The sequence below is a fragment of the Streptomyces sp. NPDC051987 genome, from assembly GCF_040680735.1.
Lineage (GTDB): Bacteria > Actinomycetota > Actinomycetes > Streptomycetales > Streptomycetaceae > Streptomyces.
The window spans coordinates 1-3,162 of record NZ_JBFAXI010000194.1 but is presented as its reverse complement, the minus strand read 5'-3'; the positions used below and the strand labels follow the sequence as shown (position 1 = coordinate 3,162).

Sequence of the window (3,162 nt, the reverse complement as noted above, 5' to 3'; positions counted from 1 at the left end):
CGCGATCGTGCGGCACTTCTCGCAGCGGGTCGCGGTCATGTACCTCGGCAAGATCGTCGAGATCGCCGACCGCGAGGACCTGTACGAGAACCCGCGTCACCCCTACACGCGGGCCCTGCTCTCCGCCGTGCCCGAGGCGACGGTGGACCAGGAGCCGCGCGAGCGGATCCGTCTGGTCGGTGACGTGCCGTCCCCGATCAACCCGCCGTCCGGCTGCCGCTTCCGCACGCGCTGCTGGAAGGCGACGGAGAAGTGCGCGACGGAGGCACCGCCGCTGGTCCAGGCGGACGGGAACAAGCCCGGCCACCTGACCGCGTGCCACTACCCTGAGGTGCAGGACGCGGTTCCCGCCTCGCGCCTCTCCACGAACCCCGAGGCAGCGGCCTGACACACCCCTTTCCGTCAGCCGCCGCCTTCGGACGGACCTTCACCGGCCCATTGACCCGAGCCCTGAACGTCCGCTCCAGGGGAGCAAGGGCCCGCACCTCCCCAGGTGCGGGCCCTTCTCATGCCGCTCCCGCCTTCCCCGCCGCCCCCGTCGCCCTCCCCCTCGACACCGTCAAAGATCCGCGCCGCGGCGGAAGTTGATAGAAGCTCAAGAAGAAGCCCGTTCCTGACCCCGCGTTCAACATCGTGTGGCACACTGCCGCGGTGGTCGATCATTCGTACGCGGATCTGTCGCTCGCCGCGCTCTACGACACCCTCAACCCGTGGGGGCCCGGTGACGACTTTTACCTGGATCTGGTGATGTCCGCGGAGTCGGTGCTCGATGTCGGCTGCGGGACGGGGCGGTTGCTGCGCGGGGCGCGGACCGCGGGGCACGGTGGGCGGCTGATGGGGCTCGAACCGGCCGCGGCGATGCTCGTACAGGCGCGCCGGGCCGCGCCCGGGATCGAGTGGGTCCTCGGTGACCTGCGGAGCCACCGCTGGGAGGGCTACGGCTTCGATCTCGCCGTGATGACCGGTCACGCCTTCCAGGAACTGCTCGGCGACGAGGAGGTGCGGGCCGCGCTGACCGCTGTGCGCAGCGCCCTTTCGTGCACCGGCCGGTTCGTCTTCGAGACCCGTAACCCGACCGCCCGCGCCTGGGAGACCTGGACGCCGGACCGGGTGCGCCGGCTCGCCGACGGGAACGGGCGCCAGGTCCGGGTCTGGCACGAGATCCAGGGACCGCCGGTGGGAGACCGGGTGACCTTCACGGAGACGTACGAGGGCGAGGCCTGGGCGTGGCCACAGGTGTGCCGCTCGACCCTGCGCTTCCTCGGCCCCGACGCGCTCCGCGGTTTCCTGGCCGACGCCGGTCTCGAGGTCGTCGAGCAGTACGGCGACTGGGCGCGCGGGCCGGTCACCGCGGGCAGTCCCGAGATCATCACGGTCGCGGCGCCCCGCCGAGCACGGCGGGGGCTCCGGTAAAGCTTTTGGCACGGGTGCGGCGGCCTGCGATCATCGGCACGTGCTGACACTCGACGACGAACTCGGACACCTTTCCTACGAGACGGCCGGTGCCGGCACGCCTGTCGTGCTCGTGCATGCCGGTGTCGCCGATCACCACATGTGGGACGCGGTCGTGCCCTCGCTCCGGGAGGAGCACACCGTGATCCGGTACGACCTGCGCGGCTTCGGGGAGTCCGGGGCCCCGACGGGCCCGTTCCGGGAGACCGACGACCTGTGCCGCCTGCTGGACCACCTCGGCCACGAGCGGGTCCGGCTCGTGGGCGCGTCCTGGGGCGGCCGGGTCGCCCTGGACTTCACCCTCACCCACCCCGAGCGGGTGCACTCGCTGGCGATGCTCGCCGCGCCCTGGCCGCGCTACCCCTGGTCGGCGGAGATGATCGCGTACGACGAGGCCGAGACGGCGGCTCTCGACGCGGGTGACCTGGAGGCAGCCGTACGCGTCAACCTGGACATGTGGCTGCGGGGACCCGCTCGCGACTGGGACGACGTGGCCGACGGCCTGGCCGAGCGGCTCAGTGGCCCCCTGCGGACGTCGCTGGTGAACCAGGCCGTCGTCGGAGAGCACTCCCAGGGTCCCGCGACCGGCGACCTCGCCGCCGTCTCCGTCCCTACGCTGGTGGGTGTCGGCAAGCTCGACGTCACCGACTTCCAGGACATCGCCCGCCGCTACGCCTCCGCGATCCCCGACGCCACCCTGGTCGAGTTCGCGACCGCCGCCCATCTCATCGCCCTGGACGCACCCGCGGAACTCGCCGCCGTGCTGCGCCCGTTCCTCGCCCGTTGACGCGGAGCCGGCCCCGCCGACACAGCGGGGCCGCTCCCTGCCCTGACACCCGACCGAGGTGGAGAAGATGACCACGCCGCCGCGCGACGTCGACCACGAACTCGTCGCGGCCGCGGCGCACGTCGCCCGCACGCGCTGCCGGGGGGACAACCACACCATGGCCGCCGCGGGCCGCGCCCGGGACGGCCGGATCATCACCGCGGTGAACGCCTACCACTTCACCGGAGGACCCTGCGCCGAACTGGTCCTCATCGGTGCCGCGGCCGCCCAGGGCGCCTACGAGCTGGACACGGTCGTCGCCGTGGGCGACCGGGACCGGGGGGTCGTTCCGCCCTGCGGCCGGTGCCGGCAGGCCCTGCTGGACTACTTCCCGGCGCTCCACGTCATCGTCGGTGGGGACGGCCGTCTGCGGACCGTCCTCATCACGGACCTGCTGCCCGAGAGCTACGTCTGGGCGGACCACCGACTCGGCGCCGAGTGAGCCCCGCCGCCGTCCGGCACTGCGGGGTCACTCGTCCTCCAGCGCCGCCAGTGCCGGGTCCAGGACGATGTCCTCGTCGCGGGCCTCGGTCGTCGGGTCCTCCGGGAAGTGGCAGGCGGTGAGGTGGCCCTCGTGGTTGCCGGAGAGCTGGACCAGCGGGGGTTCCTCCGTCGCGCACTTGTCCTGGGCCTTCCAGCAGCGCGTGCGGAAGCGGCAGCCGGAGGGTGGGGAGATGGGGGACGGCACATCGCCGGCCAGGCGGATGCGTTCGCGGCCGGCGGCGTCCTGCTCGTCCGTGAGGCTGACCTCCGGTACCGCCGACAGCAGGGCGTGGGTGTAGGGGTGGCGGGGGCGGGTGTAGATCGCCTCCCGGTCGCCGACCTCGATGATCTTGCCGAGGTACATCACCGCGACCCGCTGCGAGAAGTGCCGCACCACCGCC

General features: G+C 72.6%; 5 protein-coding genes. 4 read left to right on the top strand and 1 reads right to left on the bottom strand.

Features of this window, described 5'->3' with window-relative positions; all coding sequences use genetic code 11:
* From AB0M11_RS41225 to AB0M11_RS41210, 4 genes are all read left to right on the top strand, one after another.
* On the top strand, positions 1-388 hold a 388-nt coding region (locus tag AB0M11_RS41225), incomplete at its 5' end, for an ABC transporter ATP-binding protein (RefSeq protein WP_365714117.1).
* Positions 389-651: 263 nt separating this feature from the next.
* Positions 652-1,413, top strand: coding sequence for a methyltransferase domain-containing protein (locus AB0M11_RS41220; protein WP_365714115.1), 762 nt, complete (start codon positions 652-654; stop codon positions 1,411-1,413).
* A 40-nt stretch (positions 1,414-1,453) separates the two neighbouring features.
* Positions 1,454-2,239: an alpha/beta hydrolase gene (locus tag AB0M11_RS41215; RefSeq protein WP_365714113.1), complete on the top strand. Its 786-nt coding sequence runs from the start codon at positions 1,454-1,456 to the stop codon at positions 2,237-2,239.
* 67 nt (positions 2,240-2,306) lie between these two features.
* Positions 2,307-2,720 carry a cytidine deaminase gene (locus AB0M11_RS41210; protein WP_365714111.1) on the top strand — a complete coding sequence of 138 codons (414 nt, stop codon included), beginning with the start codon at positions 2,307-2,309 and terminating at the stop codon, positions 2,718-2,720.
* A 27-nt stretch (positions 2,721-2,747) separates the two neighbouring features.
* Here the strand turns inward: AB0M11_RS41210 and AB0M11_RS41205 are convergent.
* A partial coding sequence (locus tag AB0M11_RS41205; protein ID WP_365714108.1) for an ABC transporter ATP-binding protein occupies positions 2,748-3,162 on the bottom strand: 415 nt, incomplete at its 5' end.